Here is a 24661-nt window from a genome sequence, read left to right as displayed (position 1 = left end):
CCCGGCCCTTCGCCGTCATCCGGTCGTCACGTCGACATTGCCTCGCCACCATTTCACGGCCCGCCGCCGCCTTGCGTTGTTTAGCACCACGACGAAACAGATCGACGCCGGCCCGCCGCGCCGGGCGGGCGCCGTCGTCGTCGCGCAAGCACGCCGGAAATCGGCATGCAAGCGTTTGCCCATGGCCTTTCGCGGCATTATTGGCCAGCCTTGTTCGCTTTGCGAAAGCTCAAGTAAGATCGCCGCACGCCGGCGCAGCCGGCACGAGACCTGGAGATAACACAATGACATCAGATCGTCTGTTGCGCGCGGCCCTGGCGGCCGTCGCGGCGGCCGCGTTCGGCATCTCGGGTGCCGCGCATGCGCAAATCCCGAACAAGACGCTCGTCTACTGCTCGGAAGGCAGCCCGGCGGGCTTCGATTCGGCGCAGTACACGACCGGCACCGATTTCGCCGCGGCCACCTTCACCATCTACAACCGCCTCGTCGAGTTCGTGCGCGGCGGTACCAAGGTCGAGCCGGGCCTCGCCGAGTCGTGGGACATCTCGCCGGATGGCAAGGTCTACACGTTCCACCTGCGCCATGGCGTGAAGTTCCAGACCACCGACTACTTCAAGCCCACGCGTGAATTCAACGCCGACGACGTGCTGTTCACGTTCGAGCGCATGCTCGATCCCAACCAGGCGTTCCGCAAGGCCTACCCGGTCAGCTTCCCGTACTTCACCGACATGGGCCTCGACAAGCTGATCACGAAGATCGAGAAGGTCGATCCGTACACGGTGCGCTTCACGCTGACCGAGCCGAACGCACCGTTCATCCAGAACATGGCGATGGAATTCGCCTCGATCCTGTCGGCCGAATACGCCGACCAGCTGATGAAGGCCGGCCACGCCGCCGACATCAACCAGAAGCCGATCGGCACCGGTCCGTTCATCCTGCGCAGCTACACGAAGGACGCGACGATCCGCTACGACGGCAACCCCGACTACTGGAAGAAGGGCGAGGTGAAGATCGCGAAGCTGATCTTCTCGATCACGCCCGACGCCGGCGTGCGCGTGCAGAAGATGAAGCGCAACGAGTGCCAGGTGATGAGCTATCCGCGCCCGGCCGACATCGCCACGCTGAAGGCCGACCCGAACCTCGACATGCCCTCGCAGGCGGGCTTCAATCTCGGCTACCTCGCCTACAACACGCAGCACAAGCCGCTCGAGAAGCTCGACGTGCGCCGTGCGCTCGACATGGCGATCAACAAGAAGGCGATCCTCGAATCGGTCTACCAGGGCGCGGGCCAGGCGGCCGCCGCGCCGATGCCGCCGACCCAGTGGTCGTTCGACCCGAACCTGAAGCCGGCCGCCTATGATCCGGATGCGGCCAAGGCGCTGCTCGCCAAGGCGGGCTTCCCGAACGGCTTCTCGATCACGCTCTGGGCGATGCCGGTGCAGCGCGCCTACAACCCGAACGCGAAGCTGATGGCCGAAATGATCCAGGCCGACTGGGCCAGGATCGGCGTGAAGGCGAACATCGTCAGCTATGAGTGGGGCGAGTACATCAAGCGCGCCCACGCGGGCGAGCAGGACGCGATGCTGATCGGCTGGACCGGCGACAACGGCGATCCCGACAACTGGCTCGCCACCCAGCTCGGCTGCGAGGCGATCGGCGGCAACAACTTCACGCGCTGGTGCGACAAGTCGTTCGACGCGCTCGTGAAGAAGGGCCGCGAGACCACCGGCCAGGACGCGCGCAGCAAGATCTACACGCAGGCGCAGCAGATCTACGCGCAGCAGCTGCCGTACACGGCGATCGCGAATTCCACCGTCTACCAGCCGGTTCGCAAGAACGTGGTCGACCAGCGGATCGAGCCGCTCGGCTTCATCCGCTTCGATGGCGTCAGCGTGAAGTAAGCGGCGGCCGATCGCGCGCCGTTGCACCGACTGCACGATAATTGATCCGGCGACGGGGGGCTCGGCCCCTCGTCGCCGGACGCACTTTACCCCCACGATTTTTCGAGACCCGCCATGTTGCGATTTGTGTTGCGCCGCGTCGGCATGGTGATCCCGACCTTCATCGGCATCACCATCCTCGCGTTCGCGCTGATCCATCTGATACCGGGCGACCCCATCGAAGTGATGATGGGCGAGCGCGGCGTCGATCCGGCGATGCATGCCGAGGCGATGCACCGCCTCGGCCTCGACCAGCCGCTGCCGCTGCAGTATCTCCACTACATCGGCCGGGCGCTGCACGGCGACCTGGGCCTGTCGATCATCACCAACACCAGCGTGATGGACGAGTTCCTCGCGCGTTTCCCGGCCACCGTCGAGCTGTCGATCTGCGCGCTCGCGTTCGCGCTGCTGGCGGGCCTGCCGGCCGGCGTGTTCGCGGCGCTGCGGCGCGGCACGCTGGTCGACCACGGCGTGATGGGCACCGCGCTGACCGGCTACTCGATGCCGATCTTCTGGTGGGGCCTGATCCTGATCATGGTGTTCTCGTCGACGCTCGGCTGGACGCCCGTGTCGGGCCGCATCGCCGTGGAATTCGACATCCCGCACGTCACCGGCTTCATGCTGATCGACGCGCTGCTCGCCCCCGACGAAGGCGCGTTCCGCTCGGCGGTGAGCCACCTGATCCTGCCGTCGATCGTGCTCGGCACGATCCCGCTCGCGGTGATCGCGCGCATGACGCGCTCGTCGATGCTCGAAGTGCTGCGCGAGGACTACATCCGCACCGCGCGCGCCAAGGGCCTGTCGCCGGCGCGCGTGGTGGTGGTGCATGCGCTGCGCAACGCGCTGATCCCGGTGGTCACCGTGATCGGGCTGCAGATCGGCACGCTGCTCGCCGGCGCGGTGCTGACCGAGACGCTGTTCTCGTGGCCCGGCGTCGGCAAATGGCTGATCGACGCGATCGGCCGGCGCGACTATCCGGTCGTGCAGGGCGGCATCCTGCTGATCGCGACGCTCGTGATCATCGTCAATCTCGTCGTCGATCTGCTCTACGGCGTGCTCAATCCCCGCATCCGCCATACGAGGTAATCCGATGAGCGAACTCCCCGATGTGCTGCCGGCGGCCCGCGCCGGCGGCCGCGCGCTCGCGCTGCAGGAATTCTGGCGCAACTTCTCGCGCAACCGCGGCGCCGTGGGCGCCGGCCTGATCGTGCTGCTGCTGATGCTGGTGGCGATCTTCGCGCCGCTGATCGCGCCGCACAGCCCGATCGAGCAATACCGCGACTTCGTGAAGATCCCGCCCGCCTGGCTCGACGGCGGCAACTGGCGCTTCGTGCTCGGCACCGACGAGGCCGGCCGCGACATCCTCTCGCGGCTGATGTACGGCGCGCGGCTGTCGTTCTGGATCGGCCTGGTGTCGGTGGTGCTGGCGCTGATCCCCGGCATCGTGCTCGGGCTCGTCGCCGCGTTCTTCCAGCGCTGGGCCGACACGCCCGTGATGCGCGTGATGGACGTGCTGCTCGCGCTACCCTCGCTGCTGCTGGCGGTGGCGGTGGTGGCGATCATCGGCCCGGGCCTCACCAACACCATGTTCGCGATCGCGATCGTGGCGCTGCCGGGCTACGTGCGCCTCACGCGCGCCTCGGCGCTCGGCGAGCTGCAGAAGGAATACGTCACGGCCTCGCGCGTGGCGGGCGCCGGCACGCTGCGGCTGATGTTCTCGCAGGTGCTGCCGAACTGCACCGCGCCGCTGATCGTGCAGGCCACGCTCGGCTTCTCGTCGGCGATCCTCGACGCGGCCGCGCTCGGTTTCCTCGGGCTCGGCGTGCAGCCGCCCGCGGCCGAGTGGGGCGCGATGCTGGCCAGCGCGCGCGACTACATCGACAACGCGTGGTGGATCGTCACCATGCCGGGCCTCGCGATCCTGGTCTCGGTGCTGGCGATCAACCTGCTCGGCGACGGCCTGCGCGACGCGCTCGACCCGAAACTGAAACGGATGGCCTGACCATGGACAATCTTCTGACCATCCGCAATCTCGCGGTGACTTTCAACGGCCTCGCCGCCGTCGACCGGATCGACCTGAGCGTCGCGCCGGGCGAGGTGGTGGGCGTGGTGGGCGAATCGGGCTCGGGCAAGAGCGTGACGATGATGGCGCTGATGGGGCTGGTGGACGCGCCCGGCATCGTCAGTGCCGACGAGGTCACCTTCAACGGCGTCGACCTGCTGCGCGCGAGCCCGCGCCAGCGCCGCCGGATCGTCGGCAAGGACATCGCGATGGTGTTCCAGGACGCGCTGTCGAGCCTGAACCCGAGCTACACGGTCGGCTACCAGATCCGCGAGGTGCTGAAGCTGCACGAGGGGCTGCGCGGCGACGCGCTGAAACGTCGCGCCCTCGAACTGCTCGACCAGGTCGGCATTCCCGACGCGAAGAACCGCATCGACACGTTCCCGCACCAGATGTCGGGCGGCATGAACCAGCGCGTGATGATCGCGATGGCGGTGGCCTGCAACCCGAAGCTGCTGATCGCCGACGAGCCCACCACCGCGCTCGACGTGACGATCCAGGCCCAGATCATGGATCTGCTGGTGTCGCTGCAGAAGGAGCGTGGCATGGCGCTGGTGCTGATCTCGCACGATCTGGCCGTGGTCTCGGAGGTCGCGCAGCGCGTCGCGGTGATGTACGCGGGCGAGATCATCGAGGTCAACCGCGTGCCCGACATCTTCGCCGCGCCGCATCACCCGTATACTGAGGCGCTGCTCGCGGCGATTCCGGAGCACAACGCGGGCGCCGAGCGTCTGGCCGCGCTGCCCGGGATGGTGCCGGGGCGCGACGACCGGCCCGCCGGATGCCTGTTCGCGCCGCGCTGCCGCTACGCCGTCGATGCCTGCAACGCCGGGCGTCCGGCGCTCGCCGAGCTGGTGCCCGGCGACGCCGCGATGCGCGCGCGCTGCATCAAGCCCTTGAACCTGCAAGCGATCGAGCCATCGGGAGGGACACGATGAACGCAGTCCACGCTCAGCCGCCGGCAGCTGCCCGCGGCGACGCGGTGCTCGTCGCCGACGGGCTCGCGAAACATTATTCGGTGCGCCGCGGCATGTTCGGCCAGGCCACCGTGAAGGCGCTCAACGGCGTGTCGTTCACGCTCGCGCGCGGTCGCACGCTGGCCGTGGTCGGCGAATCGGGCTGCGGGAAATCGACGCTCGCCCGCCAGCTGACGATGATCGAGACGCCCACCGCCGGCCACCTGCGGATCGACGGCGAGGACGTGGCCGGCGCCAACCGCGAGACCGTCGCCGCGCTGCGCCGGCGCGTGCAGATGGTGTTCCAGAACCCGTTCGCCTCGCTGAACCCGCGCAAGACCGTCGAGCAGACGCTCGGCGAGCCGCTCGCGATCAACACGCCGCTCGGTGCCGGCGAGCGCGCCGCGCGGATCGCCCAGATCATGCGCACGGTGGGCCTGCGCCCCGAGCACGCGAAGCGCTATCCGCACATGTTCTCGGGCGGCCAGCGGCAGCGCGTGGCGATCGCGCGCGCGATGATCCTCGAGCCGCAGATCGTGGTGGCCGACGAGCCGGTCTCCGCGCTCGACGTGTCGATCCAGGCACAGATCCTGAATCTGTTCATGGACCTGCAGCAGCAGTTCGGCACCAGCTACGTGTTCATCTCGCACAACCTGTCGGTGGTCGAGCACGTGGCCGACGACGTGATGGTGATGTACTTCGGCGCGGTGGCCGAACTCGGCGACAAGGCCACGATCTACGCGCGGCCGCGCCATCCGTACACGCGCGCGCTGATGTCGGCGACCCCGGCGATCTTCGAGTCGGACCGGCGGATCCAGATCAAGCTGCAGGGCGAGCTGCCGTCGCCGCTCAAGCCGCCGTCGGGCTGCGCGTTCCACCAGCGCTGCCCCTACGCGGTGGAGCGCTGTCGCGCCGAGGTGCCCGCGCTGCGGGAGGTCGATGGACGGCAGGTGGCCTGCCATCGCGCCGAGGAGGTCGGTGACGGGAATGCCTGAAGCCAGGGCGGCGCAGCGGCGCGGCGCGAGCCAGCTGGCGCGCCGCCTGCGGGTATGCCGGGTGCGCGGCACGCGAGCGCGCCGCCGTGCCTCGCGGCGGCGCGCCGGCGCGCTCGCGCGGGCGGTGCTGGTGGGTGCCTGCCTGCTGGCCGGACTCGGCTGGCCGGCCGGCGACGCGCTGGCCCAGGGCGCCGGCGCCCAGGCGCCGCTGAACGGCGCGCGACTGTCGCCGCCGCTGTCGCTGCCGGGTTTCCACTCGCCGCCGCCCGATCCCACCGTCTCGAGCGGCGCGGTGCGCGCCCAGCCGGCGCGCATGCCGTTCTACGTCGCCACGCGCGGCAAGGTCACCATCTACATGCTCGGCACGCTGCACGTCGGCGACCCGAGCGACTATCCGCCCGGTCAGCCGTTCCGGCGGCCGATCCTCGCGGCGCTGGCGGCCTCGCCCGTGCTCGCGCTCGAACTCTCGCCCGACGATCTGCTCGAATCGGCCGACGATGTCTCGCGCTACGGCGTGTGCCGCTACCCGTGCCTGCCGAAGCTGCTGCCCGAACCGCTCTGGCAGCGGCTCGCCGCGCGCCTGCACGGCAACCCGGCCGCGCTCGACGGGATTCGCCGGATGCGGCCGTGGCTGGCCGCGCTGGTGGTGGAAACCTACGATTCGCTGTCGGCCGGGCTGCAGACCGAATACGGCACCGAGGCGCAACTGCAGAACGTGTTCCTCAAGAAGAAGGGCGCGCGCGTGGTGGGGCTCGAGACGCTGGCCGAGCAGATGCGTGCGTTCACCGGGCTCACGCTCGCCGAGCAGCGCGAGATGCTGGCGCAGGACATCGTGCAGACGCCCGCGCAGAACGCCGCCGACGTGCAGGCGCTGCACCGGCTGTGGCGCATCGGCGACGCCGACGCGCTGGCCGCCTGGGCCAGCGCGAAATCGGAGCGGCTCGCGCGCTCGCGGCCGGTGGCCGACGCGATCGACAACAAGATCCTCTATGAACGCAACCGCCGCTTCGCCGCGCGTTCGATCGCGCTGGCCGGGCCGAACCGGCCGCTGTTCGTGGCGGTCGGCGCCCTGCATCTCGGTGGCCCGAAAGGTGTGATCGAATTGTTAAAGCGGCAAGGATTTCGCGTCGACGCCGATTGATGATGGGGAAAACCCACAGTTTTACCGATTTCTTGCGTTTGCCGATTGACATGAAACATTGTCAAAACTATTCTCCATTCCACAGTCGATTCAACTGTAAAGAACAGAGCACTACGGGGAAGCAGCACCAAAAAGAAGCGCGAGGCAGGCGTTGCCGGCACGTGATCGACGTGCCGGCAATGGCCACCGGCAGCACGCGAGGCCAATAGACGAAGAACTACGAGGCACGCTTCGAGCGTGGTAGGAATTGGGCGATCCGCCGTCCGGCCGTGGATAGTTTGACGGTTGGCGGCGGACGTGTTTTTTCGGGGCTCCCGATTCGGGTTCCCGATTGAATCCCGCTCGATTAAGCCGGTAAATCATTCCGCCATTATTCAATGGCATGATTTGAAATAACCTCATTTGAATGAGGTATCGATTTATCGATCGGCTGTTTGAAAAAGCAAAGCGCCCGGAGGCGCTTTTTTTATTGCCGGTCGCGGCGGATCGTTCGCCATTAACCGGGCTGCCGGTTGCGGTCGCGGCGGCGCTCCGCGGTGCCGATCCAACACGCCGGTGCCGCATCGCCGAGGCGGGCGCGGCTCAGGCGTGCGTCGCGCCTGGCGCGAGCAGCGTCACGCCGGCCTGCTCGAGCGCGTCGCGCAGCCGCCGCGCGAACGCCAGTGCGTGCGGGCCGTCGCCGTGCAGGCAGACGGTCTGTGCGTTGAGCGGCACCCATTCGCCCGTCACCGCGCGCACGCGCCGGTCGCGCACCATTTCCAGCGTGCGCGCGAGCATGGCGGCCTCGTCGTCGACCAGCGCGTCCGGTTCGCCGCGCGGCACCAGCGAGCCGTCGGCGCGATAGCCGCGATCGGCGAACACCTCCTCGACGGCCGCCAGCCCGGCGCGCCGCGCGGCCGCCACGAAGCCGCTGCCGGCCAACCCGAACACCGCCACCGACGGATCGAAATCGTGGACCGCGGCCACCACCGCGTCGGCGATGCGCGCATCGCGAGCGGCCTGGTTGTAGAGCGCGCCGTGCGGCTTGACGTGGGCGATCCGGCCGCCTTCCGCCTGTGCGATCGCAGACAGGGCGCCAAGTTGATACAGGACGCCCGCGTAGATCTCGCCCGCCGGCAGGTCCATCTCCTTGCGTCCGAAGTTCTCGGGATCGTGGAAGCTTGGATGCGCGCCGATCGAGACGTTGCGGCTCACCGCCCAGCGCACGCAGTCGCGCATCGCCTGCGCGCCGCCCGCGTGCCAGCCGCACGCAATGTTCGCCGAGGTGACGAGCCCGAGCAGCGCCTCGTCGGCGCCGCAGCCCTCGCCGAGATCGGCGTTCAGGTCGATTTCCATGATGTGTGCGGTCCTGGGTCGGTGAAGGGGCGGGCCGTCAGGCGGCCCGCGAGGGCGCCGCGCGGGCCAGCGCCTCGTCGCGCAGTGCGATCGCGACATCGATCTGCCGCAGATAGGCGCGCTCGGCGGCCAGCGCCTCGCGCGCGGCCTCGGCGGTGGTCGCCACGAAGCGGATCGGCAGGTTCAGGCGCGCCTGCGCGAGCTTCCAGAGGTCGGCGCGGATCACCGTGCCGATCTGCGGATAGCCGCCGGTGGTCTGCGCGTCGTGCATCAGCACGATTGGCTGGCCGTTCGGCGGCACCTGGATCGCGCCGGGCAGCACCGCGTGCGAGAGCAGTTCGTCGCGCGCCTCGCGCGCGAGCATCGGGCCGGCGAGCCGGTAGCCCATCCGGTTGCTGTTCGGCGTGACGAGCCATTCGTCGTCCCAGAAGGACTGCCGCGAGGCCGCCGCGAACGCCTCGTACTGCGGGCCGGGCAGCACCCGCACCGGGGTCGCCCACGGCGCGTGGGCATGGAGGTGGCGCGGCCGCCGCGGCGCCTGGTCGAATTGCGTGAACGGCGCGCACCAGGCCGGCGCCTTGACGCCGAACTCGTGCGCGTCGGGCGCGACGCAGCCGCGCTGGCCGGCCGCGATCGGGCCGATCGGCAGGCGGTCGCCGTCGCGCAGCGCGCGGCCGCCCAGGCCGCCGAAGCGCGAGCCGAGATCGGTGCTGCGCGAGCCGAGCACCGGCAGCACGTCGATGCCGCCTGCCACGCACAGGTAGCCGCGCATGCCGCGCCTGGCCACCGGCACCACCAGCGTCTCGCCGGCCGCCACCGGCAGGCTCCACCACGCGTGCGCGGGCCGCTCGCCGAGCGTCGCGCCGAACTCGGTGCCGGTGATCGCGATGCGCGTGGCGCGCGGGAAGCGGAACGCGGCCGGGCCGAGCGTGATCTCGATCGCGGCCGCGTCGGGCCGGTTGCCCACCAGCCGGTTGCCGACCTCGAGCGCGAGCGTGTCGAGCGCGCCGCCCTGCGCCACGCCGAGATGCCGGAATCCGTGGCGGCCGGCGTCCTGGATCGTGGACAGCGGGCCGGCGCGCAATACCTCGACGGCGGCCTGAGCCGGGCGGGTGGTCATGAGCCGATTATCTCCGAGATCGTGAAGCGGACCCGGTCGCCGGGCCGCAGCAGGGTGGGCGGCGTGGCGGCGGGATCGAACAGCGTCAGCGCGGTGCGGCCGATCAACTGCCAGCCGCCGGGCGCGGCGGCCGGGTAGATGCCGGTCTGCGCGCCGCCGATGCCGACCGAGCCGGCCGGCACCTCGAGCCGCGGCGCGGCGCGGCGCGGCGTGTGCAGCGCGGCCTCGAGGCCGCCGAGATAGGCGAAACCGGGCTGGAAGCCGAGGAAGAACACCACGTAGCTGCCGGCCGCGTGGCGCCGTGCGAGCGCCTCGGCCGTGAGGCCGGTGTGCTTCGCGACCGCCGCGAGGTCGGGGCCGCCCGCGCCGCCGTACACCACCGGGATCTCGATCTCGCGGCCCGGCGCGGCGTCGGCATCGGCGTCGCGCCACGCCGCGTCGAGCAGCGGCATCAACTCCCCGGCCGAGCCGTCGAACGGATCGAGCACGACGGTGAGATTGTTCATGCCGGGCACCACGTCGATCACGTGCGGCCAGCCGCGCGCGGCCTCGGCCATGGCCCAGATCCGCCGCTGGCTTTCAAGCGTGACGGGCGGCGGCGCTTCGCAGACGACGGCGGTGTCGCCGAGCGGATAGAGACGGGGGGCGGTCATGAGCGGCTCGCGGGCGGCATCGGTTCGCGTGGATGATACATCATCGGTAAATTGTCGATAAATTGTCGGCAAGAATCTTTCGCGGGACGGTCGGTTCGCGGTTCTGGCGTACACTGCGGCTCATTTCCGCCCGAATCGTTCCTGCCGACCTACCCGACATGCCGCCGCGCCCCGCCACCAAGATCGTCTCATCCGAACATCTCGTCTCCGAGGCAAGCGCCGAATTGTCCGAACTCGAATACGGGCTGATCACGGCGAGCAACGCGTTCAACCGCTGGATGGTGCGCTGCATGGCCGCCGCCGGCGCGAAGGACATGACCGCCATCGAGGTCTCGCTGCTGCACCACGTCGGGCATCGCGACCGCAGTAAAAAGCTGGCCGACATCTGCTTCGTGCTCAATATCGAGGATACGCACGTTGCCACCTACGCGCTCAGGAAGCTGGCCGCGCGCGGCTACGTGGCGGGCGAGAAAACGGGCAAGGAGGTGCTGTTCTCGGTCACGCCCGAGGGGCGCGCGCTGTGCGAGAAGTACCGGGAGGTGCGCGAGCACTGCCTGATCGAGACGCTCCGTGACAGCGGGCTCACCAACGCGCAGATCGGCGAGGCCGCGCAGCTGCTGCGCCACGCCTCGGGGCTCTACGACACGGCCGCGCGCGCGGCCGCCTCGCTGTAGGCGCGCGGCTGCCCGCGGTGCTGTTGCCTCAGGCGGTCGAGCCCGAGCGGTACGCGTAGCACTCGGTGACGATCCAGTCGAGCGGCCGGTCGTGCGATTCGCGCGGCAGCGCGTCGAGCGCGAGCGCCTCGTAGGCGACGCCGATCGTGACGGGCAGCGCGTCGTCGGGCCAGGCGGCCAGCGTGCGGTCGTAGTAGCCGCCGCCGTAGCCGAGCCGGAAGCCCTGCCGGTCGAAGCCGACGCACGGGATCAGCAGGAGGTCCGGCACCACCGGCTCGCCGCCGGCGGGCTCGGGAATCCGGTGGTGGCCGGTGCGCATCGGCGCGTCGGGCGTCCAGGTGCGAAACGACAGCGGCGTGTAGGGCTGCGCGATGACGGGCAGCGCGGCGCGCCGGCGCGCGTCGTCGGCGAGCCATTCGGCGATCGTGGGACGCGCGTCGAACTCGCCCGGCAGCGGCCAGTAGAAGCCCACCGTGAGCAGTGGATGCTTGCCGAGCAGGTCCAGCACGCGGCGCGCGAGCGCGGTGTTCGCGGCCGCCTCGCCGCTCGCCGCCCGGCGCAGCGGCGCGAGCGTTTCGCGCAGGACCCGCTTGCGATTTGCGACGGGGGGGCGTGCTATGCTTTCGCTCACTTCGTGCTCCGGTTTCGTTCCCTGATCAAATCGATGTCAACCAGCCTCGTCCGAGTATATCGCGCGGCCGCCATGACGCTGTCGGCGCTCGTGCTGGCCGTGGGCACCGCCGCCTGCGCCGCGCAATCCGTCGACGAAGTCTCGTCGAACGACGACCAGATCTTCGTCCAGCTTCGGGAGGCCGCGCGCGCCAACAATCCCGCGCGCGCCGCGCAGCTCGCCGCGATGATTCCCGGCTATCCGGCGCCGTCCTATCTCGAATACTTCCAGATCAAGCCGCAGCTGTTCGACAGCTCGGGCCGCGCGCGCATCGACGCGCCCGACGCGCCGGTGCTGTCGTTCCTGCAGCGCTACGACGGCCAGGCGATCGCCGACCGGATGCGCAACGACTACCTGCTGGTGCTGGGCGCGCGTCACGACTGGCGCGGCTTCGACGACCAGTACAAGCGCTTCGTGCTCGACGACGACACCCAGGTGAAGTGCTACGCGCTCGAATCGCGCGCGGCGCGCGGCGAGAAGGTGGCCGACATCGCGCGCGACCTGCTGGTCGATCCGAAATACTACGGCGACGCCTGCGTGGACCTGATCTCGGCGCTCGCCGTCAACCAGCAGTTCTCGTCCGACGACGTCTGGACCCAGGTGCGGCTCGCGTTCGAGCAGAACTACGCCACCACCGCCGGCAAGATCGCCGACGTGCTCGGCCCGCGTCCGGTGGCGTTCGACCAGGCCGCGAGCGCGCCGCCGCTGTTCCTCGCGCGCGGCGTGGGCCCCGACGCCACCTCGCGCCAGCTCGCGCTGATCGCGATCACTCGCATGGCGCGCAACGATCCGGACCAGGCCGCGACGATGCTCGCCACGCTGAACTCGCTGTCGAAGGCCGAGCAGGCGATCGCCTGGGGCGAGATCGGCATGCAGGCGGCGCTGAAGCGCTCGCCGCTGGCGGTGCAGTATTACAAGCAGTCGGGCGGCGCGCCGCTGTCGACGCCGGGCTACGAATGGCGCGTGCGCGCGGCGCTGCTCGCGGGCGACTGGCCGATGGTGCGCTGGGCGATCGAACAGATGCCGGCCGACCTGCGCGCGCAGCCGGCCTGGCTCTACTGGCACGGCCGCGCGCTGAAGCAGGCCGGCGACGCCGGCGGCGCGAACCGCGATTTCGAGCAGGTGGCGGGCCGCTTCGACTTCTATGGCCAGCTCGCGGCCGAGGAACTCGGCCAGAAGACCGTGATCCCGCCGCGCACCACCGTGACCGACGCCGAGGTGGACGCGATGAGCCAGGTGCCCGGCTTCGCGCTGGCGCGGCGCTTCTATGCGCTGAACCTGCGGCTCGAAGGCAACCGCGAGTGGAACTGGCCGCTGCGCGGCATGACCGACCGCCAGCTGCTGGCCGCGGCCGAATACGCGAAGCGCATCGACATGCTCGACCGCACCGTCAACACGGCCGACCGCACCACCGCGCTGCACGACTTCTCGCTGCGCTACCCGTCGCCGTACCGGCCGATCGTGGAGCGCTACGCGCAGAGCAACGGCCTCGACATCGAATGGGCCTACGGGCTGATCCGCCAGGAATCGCGCTTCATCACCAACGCGCGTTCCTCGGTCGGCGCGGGCGGTCTGATGCAGCTGATGCCGGCCACCGCGCAGCTGGTCGCGAAGAAACTCGGCATGGGCGGCATCTCGCGCGAGCAGATGCACGACATCGACACCAACATCCAGCTCGGCACCTGGTACCTGTCCGACATCTACCAGAAGTTCGACAATTCGGCCGTGCTGGCCACGGCCGGTTACAACGCCGGCCCGGGCCGGCCGCGCCAGTGGCGGCAGGCGCTGACGCAGCCGGTGGAGGGCGCGATCTTCGCCGAGACGATCCCGTTCAACGAGACGCGCGACTACGTGAAGAACGTGCTGTCGAACACCACCTATTACGCGGCGCTGTTCGAAGGCAAGCCCGAATCGCTGAAGGCGCGCCTCGGCTTCATCGCGCCCTGAGCCGCGCGGGCGGCGGGCCCGCGCCGGGCTGCCCGGTACGGGCCGCCACCGCGCCCGCCACGAGTCACCTCCGCGCGGCCGGGCCGGCGGCGCGTTTCGATACCGTTTCGACACCTGACGGGAGCTTCGCCATGGATCGTCCGACCATCGCGCTCGTCGGCGGCACCGGCTTCATCGGTGCCCGCCTCGTCGCGGCCCTGGTGCGCGCCGGCTACCCGGTGCGCCTCGCCGCGCGGCGCCGCGAGCGCGCCCGCCATCTCGCCACGATGTCGGTGGAGGTCGTCGAACTCGACGGCTTCGACGCCGGTTCGCTCACGCGCGTCGTGGCCGGCGCCGGCGTCGCGATCAACCTGGTCGGCACGCTGCACGGCGGCCACGGCACGCCCTACGGCGAGGGCTTCCGGCAATTGCACGTCGCGCTGCCGGGCGCGCTCGCCGCGGCCTGCGCCGAGGCGGGCGTGGCGCAGTTGGTGCAGGTCAGCGCGCTCGGCGCCGATTCGCACGGGCCGAGCATGTACCAGCGCTCGAAGGGCGACGGCGAGGCCGCGCTGCACGCGGCGGCGGCGGCCTCGGGGGGGGCGCTCGCCGTCACCGTGCTGCGGCCGTCGGTGGTGTTCGGCCCCGGCGACGCGTTCCTGACCACCTTCGCGCGGCTGCAGCGGCTGCTGCCGGTGCTGCCGCTCGCGATGCCCGACGCGCAGTTCCAGCCAGTCTACGTCGGCGACGTCGCGCAGGCGCTGCTGGCCGCGGCCGGCAATCGCGCCGCTTACGGCCGGACCTACGAGCTGGGCGGCCCGCGCGTCTACACGCTCGAGCAGCTGGTGCGCTACTGCGGCGCGCTGGTGGGTCGCCAGGCGCGCATCATCCGGCTGCCCGACGCGCTCGCGCGGCTGCAGGCGAGCGTGTTCGAGCATCTGCCCGGCGAGCCCGTGATCACGCGCGACAATCTCGCCTCGATGCGCGTGCCGAACGTGCTGAGCGGCCCGCTCGCGCCCGAACTCGGCGTGCGGCCCGCGAGCCTCGAAGGCGTCGCGCCCGGCTATCTCGGCGCCAGTGGCACGCGCTACGACGCGTGGCGCTCGCGGCGCTGACGGCACCCGGACCACTCGCGGAACTCGCGGCGGCGGGCACCGACGTTGCTCGCCCGACGGCGGGGCGGGCGCCGCCATGATCGGCGCGGATTCGCCGGCGCCGGGCCGACGCCTGACGCGGAGGCTGCCGGCCGGTGACCGGCGGCCCGCGCCGGCGCTCCCCGCAGCGCCCGCGCGCGCCCGACCGAACCCCTCGCGCGGCCGGTGCCGCGCGTTTGCCTTTCGACTGGACAAGCAAGACGTGACGATGCAACTGATCATTGGTGACAAGAGCTATTCCTCGTGGTCGATGCGGCCCTGGGTGCTGATGCGGCACTTCGGGATTCCGTTCGAGGAGACGCTGATCGAGCTGCGCGCGCCCGACACCGAGGCGCGCATCCTGGCGCGGTCGCCGTCGGGCCGCGTGCCGTGCCTGATCGACGACGCCGGCCATGCGGTCTGGGATTCGCTCGCGATCGCCGAGACGCTCGCCGAGCGGTTCCCCGCGCAGCCGATGTGGCCGGTCGATCCGGCCGCCCGCGCACTGGCGCGTAGCGTCTCGGCCGAGATGCATTCGGGCTTCACGGCGGTGCGCGGCGAGATGCCGTTCAGCCTGCGCGCGCCGCAGCCGGGCCGCGCGTTGTCGCCGGCCGCGCTGGCCCAGATCGCGCGCATCGAGGCGATCTGGCGCGACTGCCTCGCGCGCTCGGGCGGCCCGTTCCTGTTCGGCGCGTTCACGATCGCCGACGCGATGTACGCGCCGGTGGTGATGCGTTTCGTCTGCTACGCGCCGGTGCTCTCCGGGGTCTCGGCCGCCTACGTCGAGCGCATGCTCGCGGTGCCGGCGATCGCGGCCTGGAACGACGGCGCGCGCCACGAGACGCGCATGGTCGAATACTGATACTGATACGGACGACGGCCAGGGAGGCAAAGCGCATGAACATCTATGTGGTAGGCGGCGCGATCCGCGATGCCCTGCTCGGCCTGCCGGTGCAGGACCGCGACTACGTGGTGGTGGGCGCCACGCCGGAGCAGCTGGCCGCGCGCGGCTTCCGCCCGGTCGGCAGGGATTTTCCGGTGTTCCTGCATCCGGACACGCACGAGGAATACGCGCTCGCGCGCACCGAGCGCAAGACGGCGGCCGGCTATCACGGCTTCCAGTTCCATTACGCGCCGGACGTGACGCTCGACGAGGATCTGGCGCGCCGCGACCTGACGATCAACGCGATGGCGCGCGAGATCGACCCGGACGGCCGGATCACCGGCGAACTCGTCGATCCGTTCGGCGGGCGCGCCGATCTGGCCGCGAAGCGGTTTCGCCACGTCGGGCCGGCGTTCGTCGAGGACCCGGTGCGGATCCTGCGCGTCGCGCGCTTCGCGGCCCGCTTCGCCGATTTCACGGTGGCGCCCGAGACGCTCGCGCTGATGCGCGAGATGGTGGCGGCGGGCGAGGTGGACGCGCTGGTGCCGGAGCGCGTCTGGCAGGAGGTGTCGCGCGGGCTGATGGAGGCGAAGCCGTCGCGCATGTTCGCGGTGCTGCGCGAGTGCGGGGCGCTGGCGCGGATCCTGCCCGAGGTCGACGCGCTGTTCGGCGTGCCGCAGCGCGCCGACTACCATCCCGAGGTGGATACCGGCGTCCACGTGATGATGGTGATCGACTACGCGGCGAAGCACGCCTACTCGCTGTCGGTGCGGTTCGCCGCGCTGACCCACGATCTCGGCAAGGCCACCACGCCGGCCGACGTGCTGCCGCGCCACATCGGCCACGAGGGCCGCAGCGTCGACCTGCTCCGGCCGCTCTGCGAGCGGCTGCGGGTGCCGAACGAATGCCGCGATCTCGCGCTGCTGGTGGCGCGCGAGCACGGCAACCTGCATCAGGTGATGGCAATGGGCGCCGCCGCGCTGGTGCGGCTGCTCGAACGCGCCGACGCGCTGCGCAAGCCGGGGCGCTTCGCCGAGATGCTGCAGGCCTGCGAGGCGGACGCGCGCGGCCGCCTCGGGCTCGAGGCGCAGCCGTATCCGCAGGCCGAGCGGCTGCGGCGCGCGCTGGTGGCCGCGCGCGCGGTCGATGCCGGGCAGGTGGCGGCCGGCCATCGCGGCAATCCGGACGCGATCCGGGACGCCGTGCAGCGCGCGCGCACCGACGCGGTGGCGGCGGCGCTGGCCGTCGGCGAGGATGAGTGAGCGACGAAGCGCGGCGGGTGATCGTGCCGGTTCCGGCGTGAGCGGCGGCGCGGGGCCGGTGGCGGACTGAAGCTTGCGGTGGCGCTCGCCGGCTTGCGGTGACGCCCGGGGCTCGTTTCGCGACGCGCAACGCCCGACGCGACGTCTATCGAAGCCGGAGAGGGCGGGCTGGCGGGACTGAGCGTGAGCGGGACGCAAGCCGGACGGAGCCGCCCTGGCGATCGCGACCGGCGACAGACATCAACCTCATGCCATCGCCGCGCCGGCGCCGCTGTCGGCACCCGCCCGGCCAAACGAAAGAAACGGGGAAAAACCGGAAAAAACCGGGGGCGAGCGGCGCCTGCCGCTCGTCGCGCTCAGCGCGCCGAATTGGACACGCGGCCGTCGGGGCCGTAGAGGCCGGCGCGCGCGGGCTGCGCGCGCAGCACCTGGAGCGTGCGCTCGTTGTAGTCCATGCGGATGCGGATCAGCATGCCGTTGTTCATGTTGGCGTGGCGCGCGCGCTCGGTGGCGTCGCGCAGCAGCTTCCAGCGGCTCGCGATGCCGGGGTCGCGCTCGGCGGCCGCGTCGATGCCGGCCTTGCCGGCGGCGTAGCCGAGGGCCGCGAGCTGCAGGTCGCGCTGCTTTTCCAGCGACGCGAGCCGTTCGACCAGCTCCGTCTTGCGCGCGATGATGTCCGGCAGCGCGTCGGCCGGCGATGCGGCCGTCAGCGCCTTTTGCTCGTAGACGAGCAGCGACGCGAAGGCCTCGACCGTCGCGTGTTCGTCGTTGATCGTCGCCAGCAGGGCTTCTTTCATTGCATCTCGCTCAAAACGACGGCGCACGGACCATCCGCGCGCCCAAGGGCGTCATCCGCGTCGTGCTCAGCCGAGGTTCGCCGGCGCGCGCAGCAGCTCGCTGGCCGTCTGCAGCACGCCGTCCGCGATCTTGCCGGTGTCGATCGTCAGCGATCCATTCTTGATCGCGTCGCGGATCGACTGCACTTTCGCGGTGTCGATGTCGGCCGATCCCGAAGCTGCGAGCGAACGCAGGTTCGTGGACAGGGAGGACAGATTCACGTTCGCATCGCCGCCGGCCGGCGCGCTTTCGGCCTGCGCGGCTGCCGACGGGGCGGCGCTGCTGCTGGCCTGATTACGCGACGAAGCGGCGTCGGTGGACGCCGGGCGGACGTTCGTGGCGGGGGTGGTATCGATTTTCACGATGGGCTTCCTGAACGATTTGAGCGAGATAACGGCAGGTCCGCGCCGAACTTTAGCGTCCGTCCATCCGTAAAGGCTTGCAGAAACAAAAGATTGCAATCTTTCCGGCCGCACCGGCGGCCGCGCCCATCATAACGGAACTTCCACCGTGTTTCCGTCCTTCACCACCGCCGTCACGATCTGGCCGGCGGCCAGCCGCACCCGCACCTGCTGTCCCGGCCCCGCGTTGTTCATCACGCTGCCTTCCGACGAAATCGAGAATCCCTGGCCGGCCGCCACCACGCGCACGGTCTGGCCGATGGTGACCGACGAGGCGCTGCGCAGCATGTCCTGACGCAGCGGCAGCCCGGCCGCGACGCGCACCAGCGAGGTGCCGCCCACCGCCTGTGCCGGATCGGTGATCACGGCGAGCGGCAGCATGGTCAGGTCGCCGTCGCGCGCGACGAGGTCGGCGGCCGTCAGCACGTCGCCCGGCGCGAGCGCGTGGGCGGCCACGTAGTAGCTGCCGTGGACCTCGATCTTCGACTGCAGGTAGATGGTCCACGGCCGCGCGCCGGCGCAGCGCACGCCCACCGTGGTGCGGCCCCAGAGCCGCGCGCCGGTCGGCAGGAACGGTTCGAGCGTGGTGCAGGCCGCGAGCCCGCGCGGGAACGCGGCGGCCACCGTGATCGTCGCCTTGCCGGGCAGGCCGGCCGTCTGCTGGTGCAGGAACGCGAGCGCCGCGGCGCGGATCGCCTCCGGGTCCTGCTGGCCGGTCGGCTGGCCGACGACCTGGGCGTCGGGCTGGGCCGTGCTGGCGTTCTGGGCGGGCGCGGCGGCCGGGGCGGCGGCAGCAGCGGGCGCCGGGTTGGGCGCCACCACGGCGGCGACGGCGCTGGGCGCCGGGGCGCTCTGGCGCGCCGAGACGCGCATCACGGCCGGCGCCGCGTAGCGCATCGCGCTGCCCGCCGCGTCCTGGCCGGCCGGCGCGTGTTCAGTCGCGCCCGGCGAATAGACGGCGCGCACGGTGCCGCCCGCCGTGGCCGGCGTGCCGGCCGGACCGCGCTGCACGGTCGACGGGTAGCGCGGCGCCGGCGCGGGTTGGGTCGGTTGGGTCGGTTGGGTCGGTTGGGTCGGTTGGGCGGCAGCCGCGCGGCGCGCCGCGGCGACGCCGGCCGCGTAACCGGCGGCATAGCCGGCCGCTTCATTGCCCGTGGTGGCGCCGGCGCCGGCGCCGGCGTGGTCGGCGCGCGGTGCCGCGCGATTCACGGCGGGCCGCGACGGTGCGCTGCCGGGCGTGGGGTAGATCGGCGGTTCGGGCAGGGCGGCGGGCGCCTCGCCCATCGCGGCGGCGCGCAGCGCGCTGTCGCCGCCGGCGCCCTGCACGATGCCGATGGTGCCGGCGGGCGCGGGGGCGGCCTCGGGCGCGGCGCCGCGGCTGCCGCTGCCGGCGCCGTAAGCGTTGCGTAATTCGGCGGCGCTGTAGGACGACAGGCTCGACGTGGGCGCGTGCGCAGGGGTGTTCACGCCGTGCGCGGTGGCGTTGGCGAGCGCCGTCTCGGCCGATTCGCCGCGGCCCGGAATCACGATCATGCCGTCGCCGCCGGCCGCCTGCGCGGCGGCGAGGTTCGGCAGCAGCGCGGCCAGGCCCAGCGCCAGCAGGGCCAGGCGGGAGCGGAGGGCGGGGAGCGCGCGCGCAGAGCCGGCGCGCGCGCCGAAGCCGCGTGCCGCGCCTGCCGCTGCGCTCGCGTCCGTCGTCGTCATCGCCGCCTCCTCGAGAATCCGTTGGTACGGGATCGCATTCTAGGCAGCCGGGTGCCGCGGCAAACGATGAATAGAGGGGGGCTTTGCCGGTTATTCGCCCGATTGCCGCTTGCGTCTCCCGCCTACGATGGCTGTCATCGAAAAGCGTCTCTTTTGCCGCCGCATGGCGCGCGGGGAGGGGGCGCCGCACCGCTCCCGATGGAGGAACGCACGATGATGGACAAACTCGACGCCGAATTCGCGTTCGGCCGCCAGGCGCTGGACGTTCGCTCGTACCGGCAGGAACTGCTGTCGTCGAACATCGCGAACGCCGACACCCCGGGCTACCAGGCCCGCGACGTCGATTTCGCCTCGGCGCTCGGCCGCTCGCTCAAGCAGCAGGCCGGCCAGGCCACGACCGACAACGCCACCCAGCTTCCGCTCGCGCAGCCGGCCGGCGTGACGAGCGGGATGACGCTGGTGTCGACCGAGCCGGGCCACATGAGCGGCAACACGCGGCTCTCGGCCACCGGCGGCCCGACCGACAACTTCGGCCGCGCCGCGTACCGGATCCCGAACCAGCCGTCGCTGGACGGCAACACGGTCGATCTCGACGCCGAGCGCGTGCAGTTCGCCGACAACACGGTGCATTTCGAAGCCGGCATGACGGTGGTGACCGGCCAGATCAAGGCGATGCTCGCCGCGATCACGTCGGGCTCGTAAGCCGGCCCGCCGCCATCCTTCCAGCCGCAAACGAGGAATCCGCATGCCTTCGCTGATGAACATCTTCGACGTCGCCGGTTCGGCGATGTCCGCCGAATCCCAGCGCCTGAACGTGACCGCGTCGAACCTGGCGAACGCGGACAGCGTGACCGGCCCGGACGGCAAGCCGTACCGCGCCAAGCAGGTGGTGTTCGAGACCCAGCCGATCGGCGGCGCGCGCACGCGCTCCGGGCAGGGAGTGGGCGGCGTGCAGGTCAAGCAGGTGATCGACGATCCGTCGCCGATGAAGACCAGCTACGACCCGTCGAACCCGACGGCCGACGCCAACGGCTACGTGACGCTGCCGAACGTCGACCCGGTGCAGGAGATGGTGAACATGATCTCGGCCTCGCGCTCGTACCAGGCGAACGTGGAGACGCTGAACACCGCCAAGCAGCTGATGCTGAAGACCTTGACGATCGGCACCTGAGTGCCGTGCCGTGAACCGGGGCGCGCTGGCGCGGCCCATGGTTCACCCCGCGACCGTTTCCCAACCCGACCCAGCGTATCCGCGAACTCGCGAAAGGCAAACCGGAGATGAGCTCCACGACCAACTCGATCGGCAGCAACGGCACCAACACGAGCAACGTGCCGACCGATACGATGAGCAACAACAGCGGCCTGTCGTCGACCTCGGCGGCGGACCTGCAGCAGACCTTCCTGACGCTGCTCGTCACGCAGCTGCAGAACCAGGACCCGACGAGCCCGGTTGACAGCTCGCAGATGACGTCCCAGCTCGCGCAGATCAACACCGTGAGCGGCATCGCGCAGCTCAACTCGTCGCTGTCCTCGCTGTCCTCGCAGCTCACCGCCGGCCAGCAGACCCAGGCGGCGCTGCTGATCGGCACCAACGTGCTGGCCCCCGGCAGCACGCTCAACGTCGCGAGCGGCACCGGCACGGGCTTCGGCGTGGAACTGCCGGCCGCCGCCACCGACGTGAAAGTCACCATCAAGAACTCGGCCGGCACGGTGGTCAACACCATCGACGCGGGCGCGCAGGCAGCCGGCACGATCCCGTTCAACTGGACCCCGACCGACTCGTCGGGCGCGACGCTGCCCGACGGCAAGTACACCATCAGCGCGAGCTACACGGACGGCACGGGCGCCACCAACACGGCGACCACGCTCACGGCCGCGCAGGTGCAGAGCGTGATCCGCCAGGCCGACGGCACGCCGGGCCTGGTGCTGTCGAACGGCACCACGGTCGGCCTGCCGAACGTCGGCGCGATCTTCCCGGCGGCCTCGAGCGGCTCCAGCGGTTCGGGCAGCGGCTCCGGCAGCGGATCGGGCAGCGGTTCCGGCAGCGATAACAACAATTCCTCGTCCACCTAACTGATCCGGCCTCGCGCCATCGGAGACCAACATGGGTTATCAACAGGGTTTGAGCGGTTTGCAGGGTGCGTCGAGCGATCTCGACGTGATCGGCAACAACATCGCGAACGCGAACACGGTCGGCTTCAAGTCCGCCACGGCGCAGTTCTCGGACTTGTACGCGAATTCGGTGTCGGGCGCGGTCGCCAACGGCATCGGTATCGGCACGCAGCTGGCGACGGTCGCGCAGGTGTTCCAGCAGGGCGGCTTCACCACCTCGCAGAACCCGCTGAGCATGGCGATCTCGGGCAACGGTTTCTTCGAGGTGAATTCGAACGGCGTGACCACCTACACGCGTGACGGCGAGTTCAGCCCGGACGCGAAAGGCAACATCACGAACTCGGCCGGCGGCCAGCTGATGGGCTACGGCGTGAACGCCGACGGCACCATCAACACCTCGGCGATCGTGCCGCTGACGGCGCCGCAGGGCAACATCCCGCCGAAGGCGACCGCGTCGATCACGGGCCAGTTCAACCTGAGCACGACCGACACGGCGCAGACCAACTCGCCGTTCAACTTCAGCGATTCGTCCACCTACACGCTCAAGCAGCCGGTGCAGGCGTTCGACTCGCTCGGCAACGCGCAGACCGTCAACCTGTACTTCGTGAAGTCGACCACCACCGGCAGCTGGGAAGTGTACGCGGGCGCCGACAACACCACCCCGACCGACCTCGGCACGGCCAAGTTCGACAGCTCGGGCAAGCTGATCGGCACGGTGGGCACGGACGGCAACCCGACCGCCACCACCGACAAGTTCACGTTCAGCCTGACCAACACCACCGGCGCGGTGACGCCGCAGGCGATCACCATCGACCTGACCGGCTCGACCCAGTTCGGCGCGACCAAGAGCGGCGTGTCGAACCTGGTCGCCGACGGCTTCGCATCGGGCGCGCTGCAGAACTACTCGGTGGCCGCCGACGGCACCATCACCGGCAGCTACTCGAACGGCCAGAGCATGAAGCTCGGCCAGGTGATCGTGGTGAACTTCAACGATCCGCAAGGCCTGACCAGCATCGGCGGCAACCAGTACATCCAGACCGCCGCGTCGGGCGTGCCGCAGGTCGGCGTGCCGGGCAGCACCAACCACGGCACCATCAAGGGCAGCACGACCGAGGATTCGACGGTCGACCTGACGGGCGAGCTGGTCAACCTGATCACCGCGCAGCGCAACTACCAGGCCAACGCGCAGACCATCAAGACCCAGCAGACCGTCGACCAGACGCTGCTCAACCTGTAATGCGCGGCGCGCGAAACCGGAACGGACGACCATGGACCGACTGATCTATACGGCAATGACGGGCGCGGATCAGGCGCTCGACCAGCAGTCCGTGATCGCGAACAACCTCGCGAACACGTCGACGACCGGTTTTCGCGCGCAGCTCGCGACCTACCGTGCGGTGCCGATGAATTTCGGCGAGGCCAGCAACCCCGACACGACCCGCACCTTCGTGCTGAGCTCGACGCCGGGCGCCGACTATTCGGCCGGCCCGATCTCGCGCACCGGCAACCCGCTCGACGTGGCGGTGCAGGGGCAGGGCTGGCTCACCGTGCTCGCGCCCGACGGCAGCGAGGCCTACACGCGCGCCGGCAACCTGCACGTCGACGAGAACGGCCAGCTGGTGAACGGCTCGAACCTGCCGGTGGTCGGCACCGGCGGCCCGATCGCCGTGCCGCCGAACGGGCAGGTGACGATCGGCGTCGACGGCACGGTGTCGGTGCTCGCCGCGGGCGATCCGCCCTCGGCGATCGCGCTGGTCGACCAGCTGAAGCTCGTCAATCCGGACCCGTCCACCATGAAGCGCGGCGACGACGGCCTGTTCCGCACCGCCGACGGCGATCCCGCCGACGTGGACCCGAACGTCAAGCTCGCGCCCGATTCGCTCGAGGGCAGCAACGTGAATCCGGTCAGCGCGATGGTGTCGATGCTCGACAACGCGCGCGCCTTTCAGCTGCATACCAAGCTGATCGAATCGGCCGACCAGAACGAGCAGAGCGCAAACCAGATCCTCAGCTTCAGCTGAGCGGATCACCGAATCCGCAGGAGAAACCCCAGTGAACCGATCCCTCTACATCGCCGCGACCGGCATGAATGCGCAGCAGGCGCAGATGGACGTGATCTCGAACAACCTCGCGAACGTGAGCACCAACGGCTTCAAGGGCTCGCGCGCGGTGTTCGAGGATCTGCTGTACCAGACGGTGCGCCAGCCGGGCGCGAACTCGACGCAGCAGACCGAGCTGCCCTCGGGCCTGCAGCTCGGCACCGGCGTGCAGCAGGTGGCCACCGAGCGGCTCTACACGCAGGGCAACCTGCAGCAGACCGGCAACTCGCGCGACGTCGCGATCAACGGCCAGGGCTTCTTCCAGGTGCTGATGCCGGACGGCACCACCGCCTACACGCGCGACGGCTCGTTCCAGACCAACAACCAGGGCCAGCTCGTCACCTCGGCGGGCTACCAGGTGCTGCCGGCCATCACCGTGCCGCAGAACGCGCAGTCGCTGACGATCGGCACCGACGGCGTGGTGACGATCACCCAGCCGGGTTCGACCAACTCGGTGCAGATCGGCGCGATGCAGCTGGCGACCTTCATCAACCCGGACGGGCTCGACGCGCTCGGCCAGAACCTGTTCGCGGAAACCACCTCGTCGGGCGCGCCGAACGTGACGACGCCGGGCCTGAACGGCGCGGGCTCGCTGAACCAGGGCTACGTCGAATCGTCGAACGTGAACGTGGTGCAGGAACTGGTCAACATGATCCAGACCCAGCGCGCCTACGAGATCAACAGCAAGGCCGTGACCACCTCCGACCAGATGCTGCAGACCGTCAACCAGATGAAGAGCTAACGGACCGACCGGCACGACG

The 24661-nt window shown here is 70.3% G+C and carries 24 protein-coding genes; 17 read left to right on the top strand and 7 right to left on the bottom strand.

Annotation, left to right across the window (positions count from 1 at the left end; genetic code table 11):
• Window positions 1-284: 284 nt before the first annotated feature.
• The 6 genes from bpln_RS17260 to bpln_RS17235 all read left to right on the top strand — a co-directional run bounded on the left by bpln_RS17260 (window position 285) and on the right by bpln_RS17235 (window position 7094).
• Complete coding sequence (locus bpln_RS17260; RefSeq protein WP_042626239.1) at window positions 285-1901, top strand: ABC transporter substrate-binding protein; 1617 nt, start codon at window positions 285-287, stop codon at window positions 1899-1901.
• Between the two features lie 114 nt (window positions 1902-2015).
• Window positions 2016-3026, top strand: coding sequence for an ABC transporter permease subunit (locus bpln_RS17255; protein ID WP_042626238.1), 1011 nt, complete (start codon window positions 2016-2018; stop codon window positions 3024-3026).
• Window positions 3027-3030: 4 nt separating this feature from the next.
• Entirely contained in the window at window positions 3031-3942 is a 912-nt protein-coding gene (locus tag bpln_RS17250; protein ID WP_042626237.1) for an ABC transporter permease subunit, read from the top strand.
• A 2-nt stretch (window positions 3943-3944) separates the two neighbouring features.
• Window positions 3945-4940, top strand: a complete 996-nt coding sequence (locus tag bpln_RS17245) for an ABC transporter ATP-binding protein (protein ID WP_055139368.1) — start codon at window positions 3945-3947, stop codon at window positions 4938-4940.
• On the top strand, window positions 4937-5953 hold the full coding sequence (locus bpln_RS17240; RefSeq protein ID WP_042626235.1) for a peptide ABC transporter ATP-binding protein: 1017 nt from the start codon (window positions 4937-4939) through the stop codon (window positions 5951-5953). Before bpln_RS17245 ends, bpln_RS17240 begins: the two co-directional genes overlap by 4 nt.
• A complete protein-coding gene (locus bpln_RS17235) occupies window positions 5946-7094 on the top strand; it encodes a TraB/GumN family protein (RefSeq protein WP_055139367.1) in 1149 nt (382 codons plus the stop codon). The genes bpln_RS17240 and bpln_RS17235 overlap by 8 nt, the downstream gene beginning before the upstream one ends.
• A gap of 582 nt (window positions 7095-7676) precedes the next feature.
• On the opposite strand, the gene pxpA is transcribed toward bpln_RS17235, so the two are convergent.
• The 3 genes from pxpA to pxpB are packed head-to-tail and all read right to left on the bottom strand — an operon-like array spanning window position 7677 to window position 10202.
• On the bottom strand, window positions 7677-8429 hold the full coding sequence (pxpA, locus tag bpln_RS17230; RefSeq protein ID WP_042626233.1) for a 5-oxoprolinase subunit PxpA: 753 nt from the start codon (window positions 8427-8429) through the stop codon (window positions 7677-7679).
• Window positions 8430-8466: 37 nt separating this feature from the next.
• Window positions 8467-9549, bottom strand: a complete 1083-nt coding sequence (locus bpln_RS17225; protein ID WP_055139366.1) for a 5-oxoprolinase subunit C family protein — start codon at window positions 9547-9549, stop codon at window positions 8467-8469.
• Window positions 9546-10202 (bottom strand): 5-oxoprolinase subunit PxpB, encoded by a 657-nt coding sequence (gene pxpB / locus bpln_RS17220; RefSeq protein WP_055139365.1) that lies wholly within the window; start codon window positions 10200-10202, stop codon window positions 9546-9548. The genes bpln_RS17225 and pxpB overlap by 4 nt, the downstream gene beginning before the upstream one ends.
• A gap of 158 nt (window positions 10203-10360) precedes the next feature.
• On the opposite strand from pxpB, the gene bpln_RS17215 reads away from it, so the two are divergent.
• Entirely contained in the window at window positions 10361-10876 is a 516-nt protein-coding gene (locus tag bpln_RS17215) for a winged helix DNA-binding protein (RefSeq protein WP_042626230.1), read from the top strand.
• Between the two features lie 28 nt (window positions 10877-10904).
• Here bpln_RS17215 and bpln_RS17210 read toward each other — a convergent pair whose 3' ends face one another.
• Entirely contained in the window at window positions 10905-11507 is a 603-nt protein-coding gene (locus bpln_RS17210; protein ID WP_042626229.1) for a 5-formyltetrahydrofolate cyclo-ligase, read from the bottom strand.
• 33 nt (window positions 11508-11540) lie between these two features.
• Here bpln_RS17210 and bpln_RS17205 point away from each other — a divergent pair, with 33 nt between their 5' ends.
• The 4 genes from bpln_RS17205 (at window position 11541) to bpln_RS17190 (ending at window position 16747) form a co-directional block, all read left to right on the top strand.
• Window positions 11541-13493, top strand: coding sequence for a lytic transglycosylase domain-containing protein (locus bpln_RS17205; RefSeq protein ID WP_042626228.1), 1953 nt, complete (start codon window positions 11541-11543; stop codon window positions 13491-13493).
• A 131-nt stretch (window positions 13494-13624) separates the two neighbouring features.
• The gene (locus bpln_RS17200; protein ID WP_055139364.1) at window positions 13625-14584 is read left to right on the top strand and encodes a complex I NDUFA9 subunit family protein; all 960 of its coding nucleotides are present in this window, start codon (window positions 13625-13627) and stop codon (window positions 14582-14584) included.
• Window positions 14585-14831: 247 nt separating this feature from the next.
• Window positions 14832-15464 (top strand): glutathione S-transferase family protein, encoded by a 633-nt coding sequence (locus bpln_RS17195; protein ID WP_042626785.1) that lies wholly within the window; start codon window positions 14832-14834, stop codon window positions 15462-15464.
• 35 nt (window positions 15465-15499) lie between these two features.
• Window positions 15500-16747 carry a multifunctional CCA addition/repair protein gene (locus tag bpln_RS17190; RefSeq protein WP_055139363.1) on the top strand — a complete coding sequence of 416 codons (1248 nt, stop codon included), beginning with the start codon at window positions 15500-15502 and terminating at the stop codon, window positions 16745-16747.
• 356 nt (window positions 16748-17103) lie between these two features.
• Here bpln_RS17190 and bpln_RS17185 read toward each other — a convergent pair whose 3' ends face one another.
• From bpln_RS17185 to flgA, 3 genes are all read right to left on the bottom strand, one after another.
• A complete protein-coding gene (locus tag bpln_RS17185; RefSeq protein WP_042626225.1) occupies window positions 17104-17544 on the bottom strand; it encodes a flagella synthesis protein FlgN in 441 nt (146 codons plus the stop codon).
• 66 nt (window positions 17545-17610) lie between these two features.
• Entirely contained in the window at window positions 17611-17946 is a 336-nt protein-coding gene (gene flgM, locus bpln_RS17180) for a flagellar biosynthesis anti-sigma factor FlgM (RefSeq protein ID WP_042626224.1), read from the bottom strand.
• Window positions 17947-18075: 129 nt separating this feature from the next.
• Window positions 18076-19689, bottom strand: a complete 1614-nt coding sequence (gene flgA / locus bpln_RS17175; protein WP_082465309.1) for a flagellar basal body P-ring formation chaperone FlgA — start codon at window positions 19687-19689, stop codon at window positions 18076-18078.
• Window positions 19690-19902: 213 nt separating this feature from the next.
• Between flgA and flgB the strand changes: the two genes are divergently transcribed.
• The 6 genes from flgB to flgG all read left to right on the top strand — a co-directional run bounded on the left by flgB (window position 19903) and on the right by flgG (window position 24642).
• Window positions 19903-20391 carry a flagellar basal body rod protein FlgB gene (gene flgB / locus bpln_RS17170; protein ID WP_042626783.1) on the top strand — a complete coding sequence of 163 codons (489 nt, stop codon included), beginning with the start codon at window positions 19903-19905 and terminating at the stop codon, window positions 20389-20391.
• Window positions 20392-20434: 43 nt separating this feature from the next.
• The gene (gene flgC, locus bpln_RS17165; RefSeq protein ID WP_042626223.1) at window positions 20435-20860 is read left to right on the top strand and encodes a flagellar basal body rod protein FlgC; all 426 of its coding nucleotides are present in this window, start codon (window positions 20435-20437) and stop codon (window positions 20858-20860) included.
• A gap of 107 nt (window positions 20861-20967) precedes the next feature.
• Entirely contained in the window at window positions 20968-21762 is a 795-nt protein-coding gene (locus bpln_RS17160; RefSeq protein WP_055139362.1) for a flagellar hook assembly protein FlgD, read from the top strand.
• Between the two features lie 31 nt (window positions 21763-21793).
• Window positions 21794-23038, top strand: a complete 1245-nt coding sequence (flgE, locus tag bpln_RS17155; RefSeq protein ID WP_042626221.1) for a flagellar hook protein FlgE — start codon at window positions 21794-21796, stop codon at window positions 23036-23038.
• Between the two features lie 31 nt (window positions 23039-23069).
• Window positions 23070-23822: a flagellar basal body rod protein FlgF gene (locus tag bpln_RS17150; protein WP_055139361.1), complete on the top strand. Its 753-nt coding sequence runs from the start codon at window positions 23070-23072 to the stop codon at window positions 23820-23822.
• Window positions 23823-23853: 31 nt separating this feature from the next.
• Complete coding sequence (gene flgG / locus bpln_RS17145) at window positions 23854-24642, top strand: flagellar basal-body rod protein FlgG (RefSeq protein ID WP_042626219.1); 789 nt, start codon at window positions 23854-23856, stop codon at window positions 24640-24642.
• Window positions 24643-24661 lie beyond the last annotated feature (19 nt).

The sequence above is a fragment of the Burkholderia plantarii genome (genome assembly GCF_001411805.1).
Lineage (GTDB): Bacteria > Pseudomonadota > Gammaproteobacteria > Burkholderiales > Burkholderiaceae > Burkholderia > Burkholderia plantarii.
Note: the sequence above shows the minus strand (reverse complement) of the source record. Positions and strands in the feature narration are given on the sequence as shown.

Excerpts from the sequence above, each read along its gene's own strand:
- bpln_RS17260 (WP_042626239.1), top strand. The coding sequence starts at position 285 with ATGACATCAGATCGTCTGTTGCGCGCGGCCCTGGCGGCCGTCGCGGCG.
- bpln_RS17255 (WP_042626238.1), top strand. The coding sequence starts at position 2,016 with ATGTTGCGATTTGTGTTGCGCCGCGTCGGCATGGTGATCCCGACCTTC.
- bpln_RS17250 (WP_042626237.1), top strand. The coding sequence starts at position 3,031 with ATGAGCGAACTCCCCGATGTGCTGCCGGCGGCCCGCGCCGGCGGCCGC.
- bpln_RS17245 (WP_055139368.1), top strand. The coding sequence starts at position 3,945 with ATGGACAATCTTCTGACCATCCGCAATCTCGCGGTGACTTTCAACGGC.
- bpln_RS17240 (WP_042626235.1), top strand. The coding sequence starts at position 4,937 with ATGAACGCAGTCCACGCTCAGCCGCCGGCAGCTGCCCGCGGCGACGCG.
- bpln_RS17235 (WP_055139367.1), top strand. The coding sequence starts at position 5,946 with ATGCCTGAAGCCAGGGCGGCGCAGCGGCGCGGCGCGAGCCAGCTGGCG.
- pxpA (WP_042626233.1), bottom strand. The coding sequence starts at position 8,429 with ATGGAAATCGACCTGAACGCCGATCTCGGCGAGGGCTGCGGCGCCGAC.
- bpln_RS17225 (WP_055139366.1), bottom strand. The coding sequence starts at position 9,549 with ATGACCACCCGCCCGGCTCAGGCCGCCGTCGAGGTATTGCGCGCCGGC.
- pxpB (WP_055139365.1), bottom strand. The coding sequence starts at position 10,202 with ATGACCGCCCCCCGTCTCTATCCGCTCGGCGACACCGCCGTCGTCTGC.
- bpln_RS17215 (WP_042626230.1), top strand. The coding sequence starts at position 10,361 with ATGCCGCCGCGCCCCGCCACCAAGATCGTCTCATCCGAACATCTCGTC.
- bpln_RS17205 (WP_042626228.1), top strand. The coding sequence starts at position 11,541 with ATGTCAACCAGCCTCGTCCGAGTATATCGCGCGGCCGCCATGACGCTG.
- bpln_RS17200 (WP_055139364.1), top strand. The coding sequence starts at position 13,625 with ATGGATCGTCCGACCATCGCGCTCGTCGGCGGCACCGGCTTCATCGGT.
- bpln_RS17195 (WP_042626785.1), top strand. The coding sequence starts at position 14,832 with ATGCAACTGATCATTGGTGACAAGAGCTATTCCTCGTGGTCGATGCGG.
- bpln_RS17190 (WP_055139363.1), top strand. The coding sequence starts at position 15,500 with ATGAACATCTATGTGGTAGGCGGCGCGATCCGCGATGCCCTGCTCGGC.
- bpln_RS17185 (WP_042626225.1), bottom strand. The coding sequence starts at position 17,544 with ATGAAAGAAGCCCTGCTGGCGACGATCAACGACGAACACGCGACGGTC.
- flgA (WP_082465309.1), bottom strand. The coding sequence starts at position 19,689 with ATGACGACGACGGACGCGAGCGCAGCGGCAGGCGCGGCACGCGGCTTC.
- flgB (WP_042626783.1), top strand. The coding sequence starts at position 19,903 with ATGATGGACAAACTCGACGCCGAATTCGCGTTCGGCCGCCAGGCGCTG.
- flgC (WP_042626223.1), top strand. The coding sequence starts at position 20,435 with ATGCCTTCGCTGATGAACATCTTCGACGTCGCCGGTTCGGCGATGTCC.
- bpln_RS17160 (WP_055139362.1), top strand. The coding sequence starts at position 20,968 with ATGAGCTCCACGACCAACTCGATCGGCAGCAACGGCACCAACACGAGC.
- flgE (WP_042626221.1), top strand. The coding sequence starts at position 21,794 with ATGGGTTATCAACAGGGTTTGAGCGGTTTGCAGGGTGCGTCGAGCGAT.
- bpln_RS17150 (WP_055139361.1), top strand. The coding sequence starts at position 23,070 with ATGGACCGACTGATCTATACGGCAATGACGGGCGCGGATCAGGCGCTC.